The organism is Caldisericum sp., assembly GCA_022759145.1.
Lineage (GTDB): Bacteria > Caldisericota > Caldisericia > Caldisericales > Caldisericaceae > Caldisericum.
This window is the reverse complement of record JAEMPV010000148.1, coordinates 1-21335: the sequence shown is the minus strand read 5'-3', so window position 1 is coordinate 21335 and position 21335 is coordinate 1. Positions and strand designations below refer to the sequence as shown.

Genomic DNA, 21335 nt, shown 5'->3' with positions numbered 1-21335 from the left:
CGATTGCAAACGGCATAATATGGGCTGCAGACCATGGTGCAAGAGTTATAAATATGAGTTTAGGTGGAAGCCAGGATTCTACAACACTTTATAATGCAATCAAATACGCATATAACAAAGGAGTTGTTATCGTCTGCGCAGCAGGAAATGACGGAAGATCGCAAGTAAGTTACCCCGCAGCATATACTGAATGTATTGCAGTAGGTGCAACTCGTTTTGATGGTTCAAGAGTAAGATACTCTAATTATGGAAGTGCGCTTGATATCGTTGCTCCTGGTGGAGACACCTCTGTTGACCAGAATAAAGATGGATACGGAGACGGAATTTTACAGCAAACCTTCTCGGGAAGTCCAACAAACTTCGGCTATTACTTCTACCAGGGAACTTCAATGGCAACGCCACATGTTGCAGGAGTTGCGGCATTGGTCTTATCTGTGCATCCAGAATTCACAAACGAGCAGGTGAGAACAGCATTGCAATCAACAGCAAAAGACCTTGGAACAAAGGGATGGGATAAATATTTTGGTTATGGCCTCGTAAATGCCTACGGTGCAGTAAACTGGAAACCATAATATAGATCCTATAAATCAACACAAGGGGGCTCTTGCCCCCTTTTATATTTTCATTCCTTTTCCGCCAAGGACAATTACGATTTCACCTTTTGGAGGATTATTTTCGAAGTGAGCTAAAACTTCTTTTACGCTTCCCCTTACTACACTTTCGTGAATTTTTGATATTTCCCGGACAACTGCAATATATCTATCAGGCAAAACCTCGTTAATTATTGAAAGTACTTTAACAACCCTGTATGGAGATTCGTAAAAAATAACAGGATACTCAAAATCTTTAAATGCCTCAAGTGTCTTTTTTATTTTTCCCTCAGTCCTTTTCAAGAATCCATAGAAAAAGAATCTATCAGGAGGGAAGCCCGATAAGATTATTGCTGGAAGAACTGCATTTGGTCCTGGCAGTGCTTCAAAGTGGATACCTTCTTCAACACATCTTCTTACGATTTCATAGCCAGGGTCAGATATACAAGGTGTGCCTGCATCAGTAACAAGTGCAATAGACTTACCTTCCTTAAGGTCATCTATGATGCTATCCAGAACTCTTTTGTTTGAGTATGAGTGAAAACTCTTTAAGGGAGCCTTTATTTCATATTTATTTAAAAGGACACGCGTAACCCTCGTGTCCTCTGCAAGAATATAATCAACGCTCTGTAGAGTTTCTATAACTCTTAAAGTAATGTCTTTTAGGTTTCCAATTGGCGTTGGGCAAATATAAAGAGGCATTATGGTACTTGTTGCACCTCGACAACTTCAAATTCGTCTCCAACTTTTATGTCGTTAAAGTTCTTAAGACCTATACCGCATTCGTATCCCTTTACAACTTCTCTTACATCTTCCTTAAATCTCTTAAGGGATGATACTTCCGTTGTGTAGATAACGGCATTGTTTCTAATGACCTTTACCTTTGCCCCTCTATAAACCTTTCCATCAGTTACAAGGCAACCTGCAACAGTTCCAACATTAGGCACCTTAAAGGTTTGCTTTACAGTAACACGCCCCACAACAACTTCTTTTGTCTCCTTTGTTTCTGCACCCTTTAGGAGCCTTTCAATTTCGTCAACAAGTTCAAATATGATGTCATAAGTTCTTATCTCTATACCCCTTGATTTCGCTTCGCTTAACGCTTCCTGAACAGGTCTTACATTAAACCCTAAAATAAATCCTTTTGATGCAGATGCAAGAAGGACATCGCTTTTAACGATACCACCAACTCCTTCATGAACTATTTCTATTGGAACAGGCGACTTAATCTCACTAATTGCCCTTTTAACCGCTTCAAGGGAACCTTGTGTGTCTGCCTTTAAAATAACATAAAGCTTCTTTTCTTCACGCTCCTCCATCTCTTTGAGGAGTTCTTCAAGTGTCTTTGGAACCCTTCCCTCTTCTTTAGCCTTCTTCTTTGCCTCTTCTATTTTTTCTTTCTCCTGACGCATTTCTTCAATGGAAGAGAGTTCATAGAAAATCTCGCCTGCTTCTGGTATTTCTTCCAACCCTGCTATCTCTACTGCAGAAACTGCAGGGCTTGAGTTAACATTTTTCCCAAAGGTATCTTTCAAAAATCTTATTTTACCAACAGTGTTTCCAGCTCTGAGATAAGTTCCTATCTTTAAAGTTCCCGTTTGAACAATCACAGTTGCAAGAGGACCAACATTCTTATCAATCCTTGATTCGATCACAGTTCCTGATGCAATTGTGTTAGGATTGGTCTTGAGGTCAAGAAGGTCTGCTTGAAGCCTTATAATTTCAAGCAAATCCTGGATGCCCTGGCCGGTCTTTGCGGATACATGCACATAAACTGTTTGACCGCCCCACTCCTCGGGCAATAATCCTCTATCTGCAAGTTGATGTTTTACCATTTCGGGATCCGCACCAGGCTTGTCAATTTTGTTAACTGCGACAATTATAGGAACTTTTGCTGCTTTTGCGTGGTTTAAAGACTCAATAGTTTGTTCCTTTACACCTTCATCTGCTGCAACCACAAGAATTACAATATCCGTGACCAAAGAACCTCTCAACCTCATCTCGGTGAAGGCTTCGTGACCAGGCGTATCAATGAAAATTATTTTCTCACCATGAATCTCTACGGTTGAAGCACCGATTGCCTGAGTTATCTGTCCTTTTTCTCTTGCTGCAACATTTGTTTTTCTTATTGCATCAAGAAGGGTTGTCTTCCCATGGTCAACATGCCCCATTACGGTCACAACAGGCGCTCTTTTAACAAAATGCTTCTTGAATTCCTCATCCAAAAACGGAGGCACTTTAAGCCCTAATTCTGCTGCTAAATAGTGAACTTCTTTTCTTGAATATCTGTAAGCAGGCTTAAACGGAAGTCCAAATTTCATTATCTTTTCTCGAACTTCCTCAACGGGAATACCAAAATGCCTTGAAAATTCTTCAAGTGTTATGTTGTCGGGAATACTTTCAAGTTCTTCTTTTTTCTCTTTTGCCTTGTTCTTTAATTCATTTACATAATCGGTTATAAGGGCTGCGGATTCCGAATCAATTGTTGAAAGCGTGCTCTTTGCAGGGATGCCGAGTTCCTGCATAATGTCCATAAGATTTTGCGACTTCAGTCCAAGTTCTTTTGCAAGTTCGTAAACCCTTTTGCCTTGTTTACTTTCTTTCTTCATTTACTCCACCTTCTTCCAATTCGACGAGATGAATGTTGTATCCTGTTAATTTTGATGCAAGTGCAACATTTATCCCATCTTTCCCCATAGCAACGGGGGCTTCTTTTTTCTCAACATATACATTCGCTTCCTTTGTATTAGGAATTATCTCTACCTTTTTAACTTCGGCAGGGCTAAGGGCGTTTGCGATGAAAATCTCAGGGTTTGGGCTGTATCGCACAATGTCAATTTTTTCAAAATTAATTGCCTTAGAGACGCTATTTATTCTTGCTCCCCTTGGACCAATGCAGGCACCAACAGGATCAACATGCAAGTCTTTACTAATAACTGCAACTTTTGCCCTTTCTCCAGGTGCACGGACTATCCCTTTTATCTCAACAATCTTCTGTGCAATTTCAGGGACTTCCCTTTCGAAAAGTTTTGCAAGGAAATCGGGATCGGCTCTCGAGAGTATTATCAAGGGATTTCTGTCGCCAAGCCTTACATCTTTTACATAAACATCATACTCTTTGCCACGTATAAGGTGCTCGTTAGGGATTTGCTCTTCATAAGGTAAAAGACCCTCGACTGTTTGAGTCCCTTCTTCAAGACTCATTCCAATTGAGCCCCTTCCTTTAATCCTTGTCACTCTGCCCTTAACAATCGTCCCTTTTTTATTTGCAAAAAGATTTACAAGGTGCTCTTTCCTGCGTTCCGCAATTCTCTGCATAAAAACCTGCCTTGCCGCCATTACTGCAGAAGAAGAAAGAGTTCTTATGGGGATTTCAATAAGGACATGCTCTCCCACTTTGGGATTGTCTGTAAAGTTAAGAGCTTCTTTAGGTGAAATTTCCGTTATGGGATTCATTACATGCTCGACGATTGTCTTCTCGGCATAAAGTTTTATTTCACCCTTTGCAAGATTCACCTTAACGACAGCATTCTCTTCTCCGAAATGCTTTTTATAGGCTTCCTTTATTGATTCAATTATTATTTCAATAATCTCTTCTTTAGGAATCCCTTCGTCCTTCTCAATGTTTCTTAAAGTTTCTATGTCTATCACTTTTTACCCCCTTTTCTTTTCTCAAACATCCTTTCAAATAATGCAACTCTTAAAATCCTTGAAAAGGGAATTGAGACAATTTTGGAATCAACCTCAAAATTAACATTACCGCCTTCGTTTCCTTTCAAAATCCCTTCTTCAGTTATTGTTTGCCCTTTTTCATCTTCGTAAGTAAACCTTACTTCTCTTCCTTCAAAAATATCAAGTTCCGTTCTGTCTTTTAAAACCCTGTCAAGTCCTGGTGTAGAAAGATTAATGTCGTAAACTCCTTCAACACCAATTGCCTTTAAATCGCGCTGAATTTCCCTTGTCAGTTCCTCTAAATCACCAACAGTGATACCCTTTGTTCTCCTGTAAAGAACTGCCTCAATTGTATCACCGGTGATAGATAACTCTATCACCATCATGTTAAACCGTTCTGCATTTTTCCTTACAATCGTTTCTATTTTTTCCATATGCTTTTAAAATAAAAAGTGGGCTCAAAATTACCCACTTCAATCAAAATTTACCTTTATATTGTAAAACATTTCTTTGAATTTTCCAAATTATAATTTTAATCAAATCTATGAAATTTTAAAAGAGGGAAATTTTTTTGATTTTTTTGAGAAAAATTTTCTTTCAATATAATATGAAACTAAGGAGGTATAGATGGGACTTAAAAGCGATAGATGGATCAGGGAAATGGCTTTAAAGGGCATGATAGAACCTTTTGTTGACCACCTTGTAACAGGCGGTGTTATTTCCTACGGGCTTTCTTCCTACGGCTACGACATGCGCATTGCAAATGAATTTAAAGTCTTTACGGGATCATACTCGAAGGAAAATGCAATTGTCGACCCAAAAAATTTTGATAAAGACCTTCTCCAGGATTATGTTGGCGATTTTGTAATCATACCTCCAAACTCATATGTCCTTGGAAGAAGCGTTGAATATTTTAGAATCCCAAGAAATGTTCACTGTATTGTCTTAGGGAAAAGCACATATGCAAGAAGTGGAATAATAGTTAATATAACGCCTTTAGAAGCCGGATGGCTGGGCACCATAACGATCGAAATATCAAATGCAACGCCACTTCCTGTAAAAGTTTATGCAAATGAAGGTATCGCACAGGTTTTATTCTTTGAAGGCGACGAACCATGCGAAACCTCCTACGCAGATAGACACGGCAAATATCAAAGCCAAAAAGGGATAGTCCTTCCAAAGGTGGTTAACGATGAAGGAAAATAAAATAAAAAGGATTTTTACATTCATAATCTCACAGCAACCCGTTGCGTTTTTAACGATACTAATTATAAGACTTTCAAACCTCATAAGTAATGAGGAGTTTTGGGTTTTGCTCCTCTTTTTTTCGATCATCCCGAGTTTTTCCCTTTTCACATTTTTAAAGTACCCATGGGACTTTCAAAAGGAAAGGCATATTTCATTTTTGGTTAACTGGTTAAGTTTCCTTCCAGGACTAATCTTAGTTTACTTATTACATTTTGGAAAGATAAGTTTGTTTATCGCTCTTGCATATAACATAACGGGAATTGTTTTATCAGTTGTAAATGCGTTGGGTTATAAGGCATCGGGACACGCAGCATCAATTGCAGGACCCTCAACAATGCTCACGATTCTTTTTGGGTTAAAAGGAAGTTTGATGTATCTTTTGCTTCTGCCTGCTTCTTATCTTAAGATTTCTCTTAAAGATCACACCGTTATGCAATTTGTTACTGGTGCGTTTATTGCAATAGTTTCGACAATACTTGCATATTATCTTGTGGGAGGTGTTTAATGATTAAAATTGTAACAGACACAACTGCTTACTTTAATGAGGACGAATTAAAGAAGTACGACATAAAGGTTGTGCCGCTGTATGTAAAGAATGAAAAAGGGCAGTGGAAAGAACGTGTTGAAATTTCTGATGACGAGTTTTACGAAAGGCTTAAAAAAGGCGAGATGTTTGAAACCTCCCAACCCTCACCTCAGGACTTCGTCGATGTGTATAAGCCACTTCTTGAGGAAGGGCATGAGATTGTTTCAATTCACATTTCAACAGGTTTATCAGGCACGGTAAATTCAGCAAATGCTGCAAAAACAATCCTTGGGAGTGATAAAATTACTGTTGTAGATTCAAAATCGTCGTCTGCAAATCTTTTAAGAAAGGTTCTTTTAGCATACGACCTTGCAAACAAAGGCTATTCAAGGGAACAAATTGTAAACGAAGTTGAAAAGTCATACAACAGGATTTTTGGGTTTTTCCTTCCCATGGATATAAATTACCTTGTTAAAGGCGGCCGTGTTAGCCACTTTCAAGAAAAGATTGTAACTGCTTTAAAATTATATTTTATCGTCCACCTGAATGAAGGGCGTATCGACTTTTATAAATTCGGTAGGACAAGAAAAGCGGCAACAGAGGAACTTGTAAATATAGTAAAAGGGCTTAAAAACAAGTTTGAGGATTTTGAATATATTGATACAATATATGGGGCAAATGTTGAAGAAGGCGAAGAATTTAGAAAGCGTGTAGAAGAGGTTTTCGGAAAGCCTGTAACAAAGTACAGAATTGGGCCAGTTTTGGGGGCGCATCTAGGGCCCGAGCTTTTAGGCATTGGTGTAGTTTGCAAAAATAAGGAGGTAAAGTAATGGAAAAAGTAAAAATCGTAACAGACTCAACATGCTACATGCCGAAGGCATATCTTGAGAAATACGACATAAAGGTTGTTCCGCTTTATGTAAGATTTGGGGACGAGGTATACCGTGAAGGTATCGAAATGACCCACGACGAGTTTTACAAGAAACTTCATACAACAAAAGGACTACCCGAAACAACACAACCAGCGCCTGAAGACTTCGAGAAAGTCTACAGAGAACTTCTTAGCGAAGGATACGAAATTATCTCGATTCACATTTCGGCAGGATTATCAGGGACATTGAATTCTGCAAATGCAGCAAAGGAAGCACTCGGAAGCGACAAAATACACATATTTGACTCAAAGTTTACATCAATGGGGCTTGGATACCAGATAATGGAAATTGCAAGTATGCTTTACGAAGAAAATAAACCTCTAAATGAAGTTCTCGAAACTATTCCCACACTTTACAAGCATATGAATATTTATTTTCTTGTTCCAGATTTGTTCTGGCTTGCAAGACTTGGAAGAATTGGAAAGGCAAAAGCAATTTTGGGAACTGTTGTAAAAATTAAGCCAATACTTTTCTTTGATGAGGGTGTTGTAAATGTTCTTGAACAACCAAGGACCCTTGAAAGAGGGAAAGAAAGGATGTTAGAACTCACAAAGGAGAAAATTGCAAAACTTGGATTAAAGTACATAACTGTAGCCTACGGAGAAAACCTCGAAGAAGCAGAAAAATACAGAGACTTTCTTGAAAGAGAACTCAATAGGTCTGTTTCCTTAACACAATTAGGACCTGTTATCGGAACACACACGGGACCACAAGTGCTTTCAATTCATTTCTATACAGAAAGAATATAGGAGGTAAAAAATGAGCCTAACAGAAACGAAGGTTTTTTCAGGCCTTCTTGTGATTTCTCTGGGGATTACACTTCTTTTAAAAGAATTTACAACCATCCATGATTCATTTGGGCTTTTTGTTGCAATTTTCTTTATCCTTATGGGCATTGCGCTTCTTGTATTGAGAAGCAACACTCACAAAAACGAAACCCTCGGCTTTCTTATAACGCTATTTTTTGGACTATCCTTACTTGCTCTTGAATTCTACCTTCTTCCCTTTACGACTTTAAACTTCTTTTTCTTGCTTTTCTTATCTATCGGGCTTGGCTATCTTATATATGGAAGCGTAATTCGTTTTTCGATGCGCTCGATATGGACAGGTATTATATTTATTGTGATAGCACTTCTCATTTTCCTTCCGAAAGCCCTTGCAATTGAGGACATTTTCTGGGTAACTGTAAGGAGATACATAGTGCCAATTCTTCTTATAATTGGAGGTCTATTTATATTGCTGCCAACAAGGGGGAGACAATGACAAATGTATGGCCGGAAGGCGAGCCTTTTAGTGCTGTTGGAAGTAAAGATGTTGGCGTTATCGTCTCTCAAGGGTTTACCGGGACTGTTGGAAGTATTATCTACCTTGCAAAATACCTTGGAAGTCAGGGCTATCATGTTGAAGCGCCTCGCTTAAGCGGGCATGCAACAAAATGGGAAGACCTAAACAAGGTAAGATACACCGACTGGATTAACGACATCGAAACCGCATATGAAAAACTTCGCAAGAGAACCAGGAATGTGTTTATGGCAGGTCTCTCTATGGGAGGCGCTCTTACTCTTTATATGCTCGAGCACCACCCAGAACTTAAAGGCGGAATTCTCATAAATCATGTAGTTTTTGTGAACGACCCAAAGGTAAAACTTCTTCCAATTCTAAGCCTTTTTGTTAAATCAATGCCTGCGATTGGTTCAGACATAAAAGACCCGAATGTAAAGGAACCTTCATACGATAGAACACCAACCCGTGGCGCATATGAAATGATAAAGTTGCTCAATGTGATACAAAAGGACCTCGATAAAATTACACAGCCTCTTTTGATACTGAAGTCAAAGGAAGACCATGTTGTGCCTCTTGAAAATGTTGATTACACCTTGAAAAATGTGAAGTCAAAGGATGTTAAGGTTATATACCTTGAGAACTCATACCATGTTGCAACAATGGACTACGACAAAGACCTCATTAATCAATACACGAAGGAGTTTATTGAGGCGCATCTCTAACCTGTAATTTTCTGATTACAACAATATAGCCAAAAGTAGTTTCTTTGAGTTCCGAAAGTTCGAAGGGATATTTAATATCTTTTAATTCCTTTTCTATATCTTTTTTCTTTCCGAGGATAATTTGACCGCCACTTACAATATTTGAAGAAACCCAGTCAAGAATTGTCCCAATCCTATTTACCGCCCGTGCAACAACGCAATCAAAATTATAATCTGTTCTCTTCAAGAGTGCTGCATCCATATGAATTAACTCCACATTATCAAGATGAAGAGTATCTTTTACCATTCTCAAAAACTCTATGTGAACCTTCCTTTTATCGAGTAGATAGAATTTCACATAAGGAAGTTCTATTGCAAGAGGAATGCCGGGGAATCCCGAGCCACTTCCAAGGTCTAAAACTTGAGTGCATTTATAAACATAAGGCATATAGAGTTTTGCTTCATCAATGTGCTTTTTGTAGAGAGTAACTTCGTCTTCCTTGGGGCTCATCAGGACAACCCTTTTAGGTGCATTTTTAAGCAAGTCGAAATAGATCTTTAATTTTTGAGAATCTGTTTCCATATTTTACATTATATCTTGCGTTGAGGTTTTTAAAACAGGCACATTTACATATAATTGAGTATGTGCAGGTTGCTTTTTGTAAGCGGAACAAAAGATAATATTGATAGTGCTTCGTTCCTTATTGATGCACTGGTTAAGGCATCCCTCAATGACCCAACCTATGGGAATGAAGTTATAAGCCATAAGGATGGTTTTGGTTATGTGCTTTACGGCTTAGGCAATGGCAAAATTACCAATATCTATTTCAGGTCAACAAAGCCCATATTTGAAAGTGACAAAGATATCGTATCTCTAAAGAATACCTTAAAGGGCTTTGACAGATTCGCTTTTGCAATCCATGTAAGGCTTGCATCGGCAGGCTCGAAAGATACCGTAAATATTCACCCATATATGTTTTCTCTCCCAAACGGAATAAATTTCTTTTTTATGCATAATGGCACTCTTTGCAAGGATAAAGTTGAAGAAAAATTTAAAGTCAAAGTGGATGATAATCTTTCTGATTCGTTTACCTTTTCGTATGCAATATCAAGAAAACTTGAGAACTTTTTAAAAGCAAAAGAGTTTCTAAAAAGCGGAAAGGATTTTGTAAAAGAGAATAGTGGATTCAATACAATTTCGTTTTTTGCGGATGGAAATAATGTCGATTCGATAATTACCGTTTTCTTTAAAGGAAAGAAAGACTATTACAAGGCATATTTCCTTGAAAACCAAGGGCTTATTGCCTTTATGTCAAGCACGCTAAAACTACACTTGGAAAAGGACACACAAGACAAACTCGAAGAAATTTCCACAGGCACGATGCTAACAATTCAAGACATATTGGGGGATACTAAGATATCAAGAGAGAGTTTTTAATAAATTTATAAACATTCGCCTTGACTTTCAAAGTCAAAATTCAAAAAATACCAACTCCTAAAAATAGCTTTGAAAAATCACCAAAACTATTTAGAAATATAAAAAGAAAGGTCTAAAACATTAAAGTCAAAATCTTTTGTAATAGTTATGTATTGGTAATCACTATCTTCTTTTAAAGTTAATCCTCTGGGAAGATCCTTGATTAAAAAGTTTTTAGGAACTGCAATAGTTATGCCTTCCAAGTTTTCTTTATTTGATAAACTAATTTTGTTTTTAGAAAAATCTATTTCAAATTTTGTGTTTAGAAGTTTAAAGAGAAAGTTTGTAAAATAAGACATCGGTTTTACCTGGACCATTTTTTGTTTTTGAAGGCTCTCCAAATAATCCAAAAAGCCTTTTAACGCATTTGGATAAAGCGGTATGTCATAAGGATGCGAATATATAAGCCTTATTGTATGCTCTTTTGATACATAGTCAGTAATTGCAAAAAGCCATTTTTTAACATCCTCTTCGGTTTTGCCTGCTTTTTTCATCTCAAAGAAACTTGCGTCCTTACCAAGAGAAGAAATTGGAAATGCAACAACCTTATCTGATACCATTTTTCCATTTATAAATGTCCTATTAGGGGAAGAACCATTATCTCCTGTGTAGTAATAACAAGACATTCCAAGTTCTTCTAAAACTTTTGTAGCTAAAGGCTGTGGGTGAACACCATTAGGAGCAGCATATTCAGTTATTTTATATCCAGTTATGCTTTCTAAGCACTGATTGTTCTTTAAAATATATTCGTATATCTCTTTTTCTCCAAAAACCCCTTTCATTATATTATTTGAAAAGAAATTATGCCCCCAACCACCATGCGAACCTATTATTCCAAATTCAGCAAGTTTCCTCACTAAATCTTTTCCTTTACCACATGCATCAAACCCTAAACCATCTCCGGGTTTATCTCTAAAATCACCAGCGGTTATATCAATAGAATACTCAATCCCTTTTCTTAAATAGTTATTTTCTATCATATACGGTATACTTTTCCAATCGATACTTGAGTCAACATGCCAGTTTACAACTAATCCGCCTGTGCCATATGGCACATTTACCAAGTGAGGTATTTTTACCACCTTAAAAAGAAAGGTTCTAAGGAAAGTTCTCAGTGGGAAATCGTCTGCATACGATTTAAGGTAGCCCAAAGGTAAATTTACATACATTACTGCCCCTTTTTGGTATTTCTTTATTATTACTCCTGGATACTTTTTCCCATCTTTCGAATTTATAAAGGCATAGATTTCCTTATCATTCAGATTTTCTTTTTTATCTACTACCGCTACAGGATACTCAAATTTACCGTATGAATACCCACCCAAAAGACGCCCTTCAATCAATTTCCAATACGGAATACCCAAAAAATCTTGATTATTCTTGTTATCAATACACAGGTATCCGGCAGTAAAGCAAGAAGCCCCATATTGCTTATAAGTTATGTAGTTTGCACCAATAATATGAGAAAACAAACCCTCATCAAGATAAGCATTGTTAAAATTCTTTATTCCAGGATCAAAACAAAAGAAAACATTTCCGCCGTTTTCAAGATATTTCTCGATCCACGAAACTATTTCGATAGGCAGATATTGATTTACACCGTCGGGAAACAAAATTACATTCTTAGATTTGACAATTTTCACAGGATCAAGAGTAATTACGTTAAACACATTAACATCTCTGTGAACAACCCCCTCTTCGTCTAACACGCTCTTATACGCATCCAGGACATAACCAGAGTTTTTTAAGGAGTTTGGGTTGTATAAAATCAAAACAGAAAAATCATTTCTTGTTAAAGAGTATATTTGTATGATATTTTTGTAAGAAAATAAAATCAAAAAAATTAAAACAAGCAAAGTTAAAATTACTGTAAATTTTTTCATTCTACTCTTCCTTCTCCTTCTGTCATTACATATCCATATATTTTCACCGGTCCTTTAATAGTAATACCCTTCTTTCCTATAACAGATTTGATTTTTCCTTCTTCTCCAACCCTGACATTATCTTCTAATACAACTTTCCCCTGGGAGAAAATATCTCCTTTTACAATAACATTTTTAGATACAAATACATCCTTTTCTCCAAACAAATTACCGTGGATTTCTACATTTCCTTTTACAAAGAAGTTGTTGTATGTTTTAATACTTCCTTTTATAACCGCCTCACTTACAACACCCTTATTGAGTTCTCCTTCATGTTGTGTTGTAATTTCCTTTCCAAAAAGTCTCTTGAATATGCAACCTTTACCAATTTTAATTACTCCATTTGAAGTTGCGCTTACTCCAAGGTTACAACCATTTTCTATATTTATACCTTTTTCAGCATCGATCCATCTCAATACCCTTGAATATTTACCTAAATAAACTTCCCCTTCACAAGCCATCGCCCTTATTACATTTTTCTCTCCAATGTGTGCGTTTCCTTTTACATAGACCTCCTTGTTAAGAATGACATTTTCATGTGTTTTAAGATCATTTAAGACATACAAAATTTCATTTAATTCAGTGTTTGAAGGAATATCATAAAAATAAAAGAACCTTACATTATCGTGAAAAAATTCAACTTTTTCGTTTGCATAAAGTGCTTTTTGAACTTCATCATCTTTAATCTTCGAATGCAACTTACTTTTAAAAGATTCAGAGAAATATCTTGGATTTTTTGAATAATAGAAGTTAATATCAAGAGGAAGGTTATCTTTGGGATTAAAATACTCTATCAAACCAGGCAAAAACGGCAACAAAACCAGCAAGAAGAAAACAAAAACTACGAGCAACAATTCAAATCTCCTCCATTTCTAAATCTTTGAGTCTTATGCCAGGTTGGATTTCTTTTAGTTATAATGTCTAAAATAGAGTCAAAAAAGCCCAACGATGAATACCACATATTAAAGAAGAAATTAAAAAGTAAAAATGGTAAAAGAAATAGACGATATGTCCCACCATCTAAAAAGGCACCTAACCCAATTTCGTAAAAAGGCGCAAAGATCCCAAAGGTAGTATATGCGGAAAGTAATAGAAAAACCAAGGCACCACTTAAAATTTGAATTTCTCCCAAAAAGAAAAGAATGATGCTGTCAATTAGCCCAAAAAGGATAAGAGGTGGAACTAAATATATACATAGTAGAAAAACACCATCAACTTTTTCTTTCACAGAGAGAAACGGTGATTTAATTAGTGGTAACAAATATTTAAACATAACTTGATTATGACCACGAGACCATCGCCTTATTTGTCTTGCTCTTGCATCCCAGGTTTCGGGTGACTCTTCATAGCACTCTGCCCTATTCATATATGCAACTTTTTTGTGAGAAATATAAGTCCTTATGGTAAGTTCTGTATCTTCAGCAAGAACCTTTGGATCAAAACCACCAAATTTTAAAATTAATTCTTTTCTAAAACCTCCAACTGTTCCTCCGTATTGTGGTATAAGACCAAGGTTATATCGTGCTTGTTGATCAACCTGGTATCCCCCGCTTCTTTCAAGTTCAATAAGCCTTGTTAAAAGGTTTTTAGATACATTTAGAGGAATTACTCTCCCCATTACCGCACCTATCTCTGGATCTAAAAAAGACACTACAAGATCTCTAACAAGCCCTTTCGAAGGAATATAATCCGCATCAAAAACTATTATTATTTCGCCATTTGCAACTTTAATTGCATCATTAAGTGAGGAGGGCTTTCCCCTTACTCTGGATGAATCTCTAAATACTGGATGAATAAGGTTTGGATATTGCTCTGCATAACTTTCAAGGATCTTTCTTGTTCCGTCACTCGAATTGTCATCGATTGGTATGATTTCTAATTTTTCATGAGGATAGTCAACATTAAGGAGAGCATTTAAAACATTTCCTACCACTTTTTCCTCATTATGCATAGGAATTAATACGCTTACAGTTGGTAAATCTGAATCTAAAACATCCTGATATCCAAGTTTTTGTTCACCAAATACCCTGTTGAATGAAAATATAAAATGCCTTATGGCATATAACGAGATTACAACTGTTAAAACAACAAGATAAATTCTTAATATTAGTACACCCATCTCCAAAACCTTTTATCTTTCTGCATTTTATTTGATAAAATCCCCAAAAAAAGAGAAAAGAACCCTACAATGTATGTAAAATCCAGAATAGGACCAAAGACAAAATAAAGAACAGGTAAGAAAAGATAAGATAAATTTAAAATCACATACAGAAAAAATGCATATCTAAAAAACCCAAAAACAATATAGTAAATAAGCACCAAGAAAACAATAAAGAATTTTATCAAGAAGTGAGAAGGGGCAAATTCTAAAGAAAACGCCACGATTATAGGAACGAAAAGCCAAATTCCAATCTCTGTGTTAAAATAAAGTTCTGAAAAAGTTTTGATATTATATGGAAATTTTGATGGGAAAAACATAAAAAAGATTGACGAAACAAGTATTAATAAAAGTGCATATATTGTCCAAAGTTTAACAGGCTTTGATTTTATGAATTTAGACAGAACAATTCCGATAGTTGATACAATAAAAGTAACAAGAGAAAATAAGTATGAAGGATATTTTCCCGGTAAATCTAAGACATAAAAATCTGTCAAAAAATTGCTGCTTTTAACCAATAGTACATTAGGATAGTTTGAAAGAGTGAGTTTAGTTAATTCGCATATTTTGAGGATGATTCTATTGGAAAATAATAAAATTAAAACTTCAAAAGGAAATATTAACAGGATAAGATAAGGAAAAAATCTCTTATTATAAACTAATTTTCTATAAGCTCTATGATAAGGTATAAATTTTTCTTCACAGGGCTTCACATTTAAATTATAACAAAAATGCAAAAAATTGTATTACAAAAATTAAAATCTTTAAACTTTTCTTATTTCCCGATGAGGCTTGGGAGAGTAAACATGGGAAGATACATTGCAACAGCTATAAAACCCACAATAACGCCAAGAATCACAATCAAAGCAGGCTCTATTCTTGATGCAAGATTCTTTAGAGTAAAGTCAAGCGACCTGTCCCACAAATCCGCAAGACGCTCCAAAGATGTGTCAAGTAAACCTGACCGCTCACCAACTGCGACCATCTGAACCATCACCTTTGGGAAAAAGCTTCGATGTGAAAGAGCCTCTGAAAAACTCTGCCCGGATTGAATATCATGCGCAACACCTTCGATTTCCTTTATTATGTATGCGTTTGTTGCAACCGATGATGCAATTAAAAGCCCATCAAGAATGTTGTATCCGCTACCGCTAATGAGTGCAAGCGACCTAACGAATCTTGAAAGACTCCCAAACTTAGCAATACGACCAAAAAGTGGCACCTTTAACTTCATATAGTCAATCGTAAGACGCCCTTTTGGAGTTGCATAAGTAATCCTGTAAATTAAGTATGCGATAACAACTATTGCAACAAGGACAAACCACTTGAATCTAATGAAGTTACTTATAGAAAGAAGGATTCTTGTAGGAGTAGGCAAATTTGCACCAGCCGATACAAACATAACGGTAAATCTCGGCAAAACTACTGAAAGCATAAAAATAACAACACCAGTTACAACAAATACAACAAACTTTGGATAGGCAAAGGCACTTGCAATTTTTCTTCTTATCTCTAAATCTCTCTCAAGATATTGGTAAATGCCATGGAGGACTTTATCAAGACGACCTGTTGCTTCGCCAACAGAAAGAAGGCTTGTGTAAACTGGTGAAAAGACATTGGGGAATTTCTTAAAAGCGCTACTTATAGAATTTCCTGCCTCAATACTTTCTTTAATATCAAGAATAATTTTTCTTAGGTATGGATTTTCTTCCTGGTCGTATAATCCCTGAAGTGCATCAACTATTGTTAAGCCAGAACTAATAAGTGTTGCAAGTTCACTTGTAAAAAGGATAAGTTCTTCATCTTTAACTTTTGATAGCCCGAGATTAAGATTAATACCAATTTTAGGCTTTTTGTATTCAGTTATTTCAAGAGGGTACAGTCCTTTGCTCTCTAAAATCCTGTGAACCTCATTTTTGTTTGGTGCAGAAATTATGCCTTTTACAGTTTTTCCCTTTTTATCAACTGCAACATATCTATATTCGCTCATAGACCTGCAACTCTTTCAACCTCTTTAAGTGTGGTAATGCCTGCTTCAACTTTAATAAGACCTGCCTTCTTCATTGTAATCATTCCTGACTTAATGCTTTCTTCTTTAATCCTGTCATATGGAGCAGACTTTTCAATAAGACCTCGTATCGTCTCATTTACTTCAAGCACTTCAAATATACCAGTTCTTCCCTTATAGCCCGAATTATTACAGATAGAGCATCCGCTCCCAATATACAACTCTTTAACTTCGTGCCCAAGTTCCCGGACAAACACTTCTTTCTCAACTTCACTTGCAGTGTATTTCTTTTTGCAGTTAGGACATATTACCCTCACAAGCCTTTGCGCAATAATACCAACAAGGGATGATGCAAGTAAATATGGTTCAACTCCCAGGTTCAAAAGCCTGATGGGGGTTGATGCTGCGTCATTTGTGTGGATCGATGCAAAAACAAGGTGTCCTGTAAGTGATGCCTCAACTGCAATCTTTGCGGTTTCAAGGTCTCTTATTTCTCCAACCATAATAATATCAGGGTCAAGCCTCAAGATTGAACGCAAGCCTGAAGCAAATGTGATGCCTGCTTCTTCGTTAATCTGGGTTTGCACGATACCTTCGATGTTGTATTCGACAGGGTCTTCAAGCGTTATGATTTCCTTTTCACCATTATTAAGCGTTGATATTGCAGAATAAAGCGTTGTTGTCTTTCCAGAACCTGTTGGACCTGTTACAAGAATGATACCATATGGACGCCTTATAAGACGCAAGAATATGTCAAACTGCTCGGGAAGCATCCCAAGCCTTTCAAGTGGCATAAGGAGTTTTTGTTTACTTAAGATTCTCAGGTTCAATTTTTCTCCAAACGAAGTCCCCATCGACGAGACTCTGAAATCATAGAAATCGTTTCCATGCTTTGCAGAGAAGTGACCATCCTGAGGACGCCTTCTCTCTGCGATATCCATATTAGAATTAACCTTTATAAGGGAGATAATAGAGTCTGCAATATCCTTTGGAAGCGTAAGCACATCATACATAACACCATCAATCCTGTATCTAACTTTCGTATAGAACTGCTGTGGATCAAAATGAATATCAGAAGCATTCTGGTTTATCGCATCAGAAATAATAGAGTTTGCAAGGGTTACTGTTGCAGGCTCAACGCCTGTTGGAGTCTCCGAGATAACTCTTACTGTTGTTTGTTCTGATGGTTTGTTTGCTGAGACTGTCTTTCCAACTTTGCTTTCAATTGAGTAAATCTTGTTAACGGCTCTCTCAAATTCTGCATCACTTATTATGTTGGGCTTAACCTTAAACCCTGTAAGGAGTTTCACATTTTCAAGGACTTCCGGGTTTATGGGAGGAACAACTGCAACTTCAAGCGTATCGTTATATCTTTTTATAGGCAATACCCTGTTTATCCTCACAAAACTTTCTGGAAGTATCGTAGAAAGAGTTGGGTCATCAGGAATATCCTCAAGAGAAACTGATGGGATATTGGTTTGCTCTTCAAATATCTTTGAAAGTTCCTGAGGGGTAATAAGCCCTCTATTAATAAGTATTTGCCCTAATTTTTCGCCTGTTTTTTTCTGCTCTTCAAGAGCACTCTGTAACTGTTCTTCTGTAATCTTTCCTAACTTTACAAGGATTTCACCTAACTTAGGCTGATAGTTCAATGGCTCACCTTCCCTTCGTAAACCCAACGCTCCTTCGAATTTGTGAAAATATAGAATACAACATCAAGCGTACAATCTCTTCCGTTAAAAGTTAAATTGACTTCCTTAATGTGATATGTATAATTTTCAAGATAATTAAGGAACTTGATTGCAGAGTCGTAGTTTGCCTCAAATCCAAAATTTACAGGAAGGGTCTTTAATGGTGGATTTCCATCGATAACAGTCGATAATGTTCCAAAACTTATGTGGTTTACCGTTACGCCTTCGTTTAGCCCTGCATCGTATAAGTTTTTGAAAAAGAAAAGAAGCGAGTCATCATCAAAGAACTTTGAACCTGCGCTTTCAAGTTCGCTTTTGCTTTTCTCAATTTCACTTTTAAGGCTCTCCACAGTCTTTGACGTCTCTATGAGGTTTTGAAGTTCGGAGGTTTTTGTTGCAAGTTCTTTTGATTTATAGGTAAGTAAAAATGCGTTATAGCCGATAAAGGCAAGGACAAAAACAATTTCAACTACTGCAACAATAATAAATATTTTTACCTTATTTTGTTTTTTCATTTCCCCTTCCTCATATTTGCTTGCATTTCAAAAGTAAATTCGTTCGTCTTTCCCCCGTCGACACTAAGGACAGTTGCATTATATATGTAAGTTGCTTTTGATAAGTTCTCTTCAAAGTTAAAAACATTTCTCATCGTGTTAGAATTTCCTCTTAAACTTATAGACGAATCATCTTTAAGCGCAATATAAATGATGGAAACACCACCGGGAGAAAGGGATTTAAATTCCTTAAGGACAACCGAATACGGAGGGTTTACATTTATTGAACTTTCAACCTCTTTTATTTTGCTTAAAAGCCCCTTGAGGTTCTGAAGGTCCTGCCCGAGTTTTGTTGCATCTTCTGCTGGCTTTGAAATTTCGCTTATTGACTTTAAAACGCTTGAAAGCTGGGCATTTGCAGAGTTTATGGAATCCCTCAGGAACGGATATACAAGAATTGCTCCTCCATTTACTACAACAAGCACAAGAACTGTTGTCAATACTTTAAGCCTTTCAGAAACTTTCTCCCTCAGGAAGTGCTCGGTTATCGAAAGATAATTTACTTCGCCTTTTTTAAGTTTTGAAAGAAGTGCAAGACCGATAGGGACAGCGTATTCGTTGCCACCAGTTTTTTGGATCTTCAAGAAGACACTCTCATCACTAAAACCGACACTTTCAGGAAGCGTAAGGAGTAACGCCGGGCTTGGAATTCTCTGTGACAGGAACGAAATAATATCAAATGAATTAGGGTTATTTACAGAAACAAAGACTTCTTTTACGGGAATGTTGAGATTTCTTGAAACATAGGAGAGTGTTGAAACGATATTTCCAACCCAGGTGCCTTTAAGGGCAAGGTCGCCTTTTTCGAAGCAATCGTACCCGAGGTCTTGGGTATAATTAAATACAATTCTCTTTCCCTTAGAAACGGTAAGCGTGGTAGATTCTTTATCGACATTAAGGACAGCATAGATGCTATTTTCAGCATAGAGGGCGTTAACAAACTCAACAAGCGCAAGTTGAGGGATTGTAATCGTGCTTGCCTTTATCCTTGATGCCTTCAAAAACTGAAGCACGGAAAGAAGGATTGGCTCCTTTATTCCCGCCCAGATTATGTCAACCTCATCACCTCTATCCTCAAGGATACTAAAACCAAGAGAGACATTCTCTTTTTCAAAAATTGCATAGTCTCTTATCTCAGTTTGTATTAACTTCACAATTTTACTTTCAGGAATCTTTGGAACAGTTTTTATGCGTGTAAGCACTTTGCTTGAAGGAAGCGAAACAACACATTTATCGTATTTCGATTTTCCTACAAACTCCCTTAATGCCTTTATAACATTTGCATCTTTGAGGGCATTTTCAAAATTTTCATATTCGATTTCAAAAAGGGAGGATATGCTTATGCCCTCATCGCTCTCCTCAACTACAGCGCACCTCAAAGAACTTTCATTTAAAGAAACCCCCAAAACATAATTTTTCATCTTTCTACCTCATCGAGAATAGTTTAGTAAATATATAGTTTTTTGCAAAGTAAAGTTAGATTTTGTTGTAAGAGAAATCGTAACGGTATAAGGTGTGGTTGTCGGGGGAGAAGCGTTAAAATTAGTTATAATACCGTTCTCTAAACCGGGTGGAAATGTTGAAAGTGGAGGATTTGCACTTGTCCCAATGCCCCTTAGGAAAATCTTATTAGCAGTATCAAATTTATACACGCAATAGAGGGTCGACTTCTTTGTGCCATTTGCATCTGCATCTGTGTATGTAAATGAAAGAGTATAGTTTGAGAAACTGATGCTTCCATTATCTGCACGCCTTATCCTCTGTTCAATATCCTGCATAATGACATTTGCAAAGTACTGTTCCTTTACATAACTACTTTCAAAAAGATTTCCCTGGACATAATTTATTATCAAGGTCGATAGAGGAATTGCTAAAATGAGTATAAGGAGAATTACAATAGACATTTCAACAAGTGTAAAACCTTTCCTACAGCCCGATATCCTTACCATCGGTAGTTCTCCTTACGAAGTTTGCATCGATTTTAATGATTTCTGTTGTTGATGAGCCTTTATAGATATAAATAGTTGCTCGCCTTATGTAATAGTTACCGCTTGATTGAGATGAAGTGAAAACAATCTTATACGAAAATTGGTTGTAAGGCGAGGAGAATGTGCCTGTTTGTGGGGAAGTCAATTGCGAAAGTTCTGAATAACTTTTTGTTTTTAATTCTTCAATCTTTTGCGATGCAAGAAGGGTTGCAATCTCCATATCAGATGTTGTTGCACTACCCTTGCCAAGGTTGTTAATAACATTAATGCTCCATAAGACGACAAGTGAGATTAAAGCAATCGAAATCGCCATCTCAATAAGCGTAAGTCCTCTCCGTTTCATTAGTATTCCTCCCTGTATGAACCTGGAAGGTACGTAAAACCTGAAGCAGACCCAAAATGAGGAGGCGGATTATTGTAGTAGTCTTTAGTATAATTAAAAGTGGTTTCGTTGTAATCCCAATCTGTCGTCAAACTCTTAGCAAACAAAGTGCCATTTATGTTAAGATAGCCCCAAGCAGAACCATAAGAAAATGTAACAGGTGAATTGGAATACAAAAATCCCTGAACTGTAAAAGTTTTGT

24 protein-coding genes are annotated in these 21335 nt (G+C 36.7%); 9 read left to right on the top strand and 15 right to left on the bottom strand.

Features of this window, described 5'->3' with window-relative positions:
* A partial coding sequence (locus JHC30_08045) for a S8 family serine peptidase (GenBank protein MCI4464092.1) occupies positions 1–572 on the top strand: 572 nt, incomplete at its 5' end.
* Between the two features lie 42 nt (positions 573–614).
* On the opposite strand, the gene rsmI is transcribed toward JHC30_08045, so the two are convergent.
* The 4 genes from rsmI to JHC30_08025 are packed head-to-tail and all read right to left on the bottom strand — an operon-like array spanning position 615 to position 4696.
* On the bottom strand, positions 615–1292 hold the full coding sequence (rsmI, locus tag JHC30_08040) for a 16S rRNA (cytidine(1402)-2'-O)-methyltransferase (protein MCI4464091.1): 678 nt from the start codon (positions 1290–1292) through the stop codon (positions 615–617).
* The gene (infB, locus tag JHC30_08035) at positions 1292–3199 is read right to left on the bottom strand and encodes a translation initiation factor IF-2 (protein MCI4464090.1); all 1908 of its coding nucleotides are present in this window, start codon (positions 3197–3199) and stop codon (positions 1292–1294) included. The genes rsmI and infB overlap by 1 nt, the downstream gene beginning before the upstream one ends.
* Positions 3183–4241, bottom strand: coding sequence for a transcription termination factor NusA (gene nusA / locus JHC30_08030; GenBank protein MCI4464089.1), 1059 nt, complete (start codon positions 4239–4241; stop codon positions 3183–3185). The genes infB and nusA overlap by 17 nt, the downstream gene beginning before the upstream one ends.
* The gene (locus JHC30_08025) at positions 4238–4696 is read right to left on the bottom strand and encodes a hypothetical protein (protein ID MCI4464088.1); all 459 of its coding nucleotides are present in this window, start codon (positions 4694–4696) and stop codon (positions 4238–4240) included. The genes nusA and JHC30_08025 overlap by 4 nt, the downstream gene beginning before the upstream one ends.
* 193 nt (positions 4697–4889) lie before the next feature.
* On the opposite strand from JHC30_08025, the gene JHC30_08020 reads away from it, so the two are divergent.
* The 6 genes from JHC30_08020 to JHC30_07995 are packed head-to-tail and all read left to right on the top strand — an operon-like array spanning position 4890 to position 8974.
* The gene (locus JHC30_08020) at positions 4890–5468 is read left to right on the top strand and encodes a dCTP deaminase (GenBank protein MCI4464087.1); all 579 of its coding nucleotides are present in this window, start codon (positions 4890–4892) and stop codon (positions 5466–5468) included.
* A complete protein-coding gene (locus tag JHC30_08015; GenBank protein MCI4464086.1) occupies positions 5455–6015 on the top strand; it encodes a hypothetical protein in 561 nt (186 codons plus the stop codon). The genes JHC30_08020 and JHC30_08015 overlap by 14 nt, the downstream gene beginning before the upstream one ends.
* A complete protein-coding gene (locus JHC30_08010; GenBank protein MCI4464085.1) occupies positions 6015–6866 on the top strand; it encodes a DegV family protein in 852 nt (283 codons plus the stop codon). The genes JHC30_08015 and JHC30_08010 overlap by 1 nt, the downstream gene beginning before the upstream one ends.
* On the top strand, positions 6866–7717 hold the full coding sequence (locus JHC30_08005; GenBank protein MCI4464084.1) for a DegV family protein: 852 nt from the start codon (positions 6866–6868) through the stop codon (positions 7715–7717). The genes JHC30_08010 and JHC30_08005 overlap by 1 nt, the downstream gene beginning before the upstream one ends.
* 10 nt (positions 7718–7727) lie before the next feature.
* Positions 7728–8231 carry a hypothetical protein gene (locus JHC30_08000; GenBank protein ID MCI4464083.1) on the top strand — a complete coding sequence of 168 codons (504 nt, stop codon included), beginning with the start codon at positions 7728–7730 and terminating at the stop codon, positions 8229–8231.
* Complete coding sequence (locus tag JHC30_07995; GenBank protein ID MCI4464082.1) at positions 8228–8974, top strand: alpha/beta hydrolase; 747 nt, start codon at positions 8228–8230, stop codon at positions 8972–8974. Before JHC30_08000 ends, JHC30_07995 begins: the two co-directional genes overlap by 4 nt.
* Here the strand turns inward: JHC30_07995 and rsmG are convergent.
* Positions 8955–9536: a 16S rRNA (guanine(527)-N(7))-methyltransferase RsmG gene (gene rsmG, locus JHC30_07990; GenBank protein MCI4464081.1), complete on the bottom strand. Its 582-nt coding sequence runs from the start codon at positions 9534–9536 to the stop codon at positions 8955–8957. The genes JHC30_07995 and rsmG overlap by 20 nt on opposite strands.
* 60 nt (positions 9537–9596) lie before the next feature.
* Between rsmG and JHC30_07985 the strand changes: the two genes are divergently transcribed.
* Positions 9597–10391, top strand: coding sequence for a class II glutamine amidotransferase (locus JHC30_07985; protein ID MCI4464080.1), 795 nt, complete (start codon positions 9597–9599; stop codon positions 10389–10391).
* Positions 10392–10477: 86 nt separating this feature from the next.
* On the opposite strand, the gene JHC30_07980 is transcribed toward JHC30_07985, so the two are convergent.
* The 3 genes from JHC30_07980 to JHC30_07970 are packed head-to-tail and all read right to left on the bottom strand — an operon-like array spanning position 10478 to position 14471.
* Positions 10478–12313: a hypothetical protein gene (locus JHC30_07980; protein MCI4464079.1), complete on the bottom strand. Its 1836-nt coding sequence runs from the start codon at positions 12311–12313 to the stop codon at positions 10478–10480.
* Positions 12310–13206, bottom strand: coding sequence for a hypothetical protein (locus tag JHC30_07975; protein MCI4464078.1), 897 nt, complete (start codon positions 13204–13206; stop codon positions 12310–12312). Before JHC30_07975 ends, JHC30_07980 begins: the two co-directional genes overlap by 4 nt.
* Entirely contained in the window at positions 13194–14471 is a 1278-nt protein-coding gene (locus JHC30_07970; GenBank protein MCI4464077.1) for a glycosyltransferase family 2 protein, read from the bottom strand. Before JHC30_07970 ends, JHC30_07975 begins: the two co-directional genes overlap by 13 nt.
* Before the next feature lie 324 nt (positions 14472–14795).
* Between JHC30_07970 and JHC30_07965 the strand changes: the two genes are divergently transcribed.
* Entirely contained in the window at positions 14796–14996 is a 201-nt protein-coding gene (locus tag JHC30_07965; protein ID MCI4464076.1) for a hypothetical protein, read from the top strand.
* Positions 14997–15285: 289 nt separating this feature from the next.
* Here JHC30_07965 and JHC30_07960 read toward each other — a convergent pair whose 3' ends face one another.
* The 7 genes from JHC30_07960 to JHC30_07930 form a co-directional block, all read right to left on the bottom strand.
* Entirely contained in the window at positions 15286–16500 is a 1215-nt protein-coding gene (locus JHC30_07960; protein MCI4464075.1) for a type II secretion system F family protein, read from the bottom strand.
* On the bottom strand, positions 16497–18197 hold the full coding sequence (gene tadA / locus JHC30_07955) for a Flp pilus assembly complex ATPase component TadA (GenBank protein ID MCI4464074.1): 1701 nt from the start codon (positions 18195–18197) through the stop codon (positions 16497–16499). The genes JHC30_07960 and tadA overlap by 4 nt, the downstream gene beginning before the upstream one ends.
* Entirely contained in the window at positions 18167–18724 is a 558-nt protein-coding gene (locus tag JHC30_07950; GenBank protein ID MCI4464073.1) for a hypothetical protein, read from the bottom strand. Before JHC30_07950 ends, tadA begins: the two co-directional genes overlap by 31 nt.
* The gene (gene pilM, locus JHC30_07945; GenBank protein MCI4464072.1) at positions 18721–20184 is read right to left on the bottom strand and encodes a pilus assembly protein PilM; all 1464 of its coding nucleotides are present in this window, start codon (positions 20182–20184) and stop codon (positions 18721–18723) included. The genes JHC30_07950 and pilM overlap by 4 nt, the downstream gene beginning before the upstream one ends.
* A gap of 9 nt (positions 20185–20193) precedes the next feature.
* Positions 20194–20712, bottom strand: coding sequence for a prepilin-type N-terminal cleavage/methylation domain-containing protein (locus tag JHC30_07940; protein MCI4464071.1), 519 nt, complete (start codon positions 20710–20712; stop codon positions 20194–20196).
* On the bottom strand, positions 20690–21094 hold the full coding sequence (locus JHC30_07935) for a prepilin-type N-terminal cleavage/methylation domain-containing protein (GenBank protein ID MCI4464070.1): 405 nt from the start codon (positions 21092–21094) through the stop codon (positions 20690–20692). The genes JHC30_07940 and JHC30_07935 overlap by 23 nt, the downstream gene beginning before the upstream one ends.
* A partial coding sequence (locus JHC30_07930) for a hypothetical protein (GenBank protein ID MCI4464069.1) occupies positions 21094–21335 on the bottom strand: 242 nt, incomplete at its 5' end. The genes JHC30_07935 and JHC30_07930, both read right to left, overlap by 1 nt.